This window comes from Caballeronia sp. M23-90 (genome assembly GCF_053574605.1).
Genome location: NZ_JBSIPA010000978.1, coordinates 1 through 404 on the forward strand (window position 1 = coordinate 1; position 404 = coordinate 404).

At 55.7% G+C, this 404-nt stretch carries 1 pseudogene; it reads right to left on the reverse strand.

Annotated elements, in window-relative coordinates:
• Window positions 1–137: pseudogene (locus ACRXB1_RS37405) on the reverse strand (IS6 family transposase); the annotation flags it as partial.
• Window positions 138–404: the final 267 nt, after the last annotated feature.

Genomic DNA, 404 nt, shown 5'->3' on the forward strand with positions numbered 1-404 from the left:
CGAGCTGCCGCTTTGACAAACACGTGCTCCACGTTCGCAAGCTCCGGGATCTCGGCTTTTGCCGCCGGATAGCTGCGCAACTGATCGGTGACGATCTTGCGCGGCACCGGGCTCGAACGCAGCACACACTTGAAGAAGCTCGTGGATATGCACGCTTTGAAACCATGCGCACGGTCTTGTTTCTCATCGCTGGAATTCGACTTCTCGCCCTTCAATGAAAACGCCCGCTAAACCCCGTCGCCCACTCCGTTTTCAAAAGAGCCATTTTAAGGAAGGTCTTATGTGGACGCCTCCCGGATTGCAAACAGTTTTGCGTTGTTGACTGGCAGGTTAAGGCAGCACGCTTATGTCCGGCCCGTTTGTGCAGGCCGGTATCTGCCTGCTGGCCCTAATGGAATTCGCTG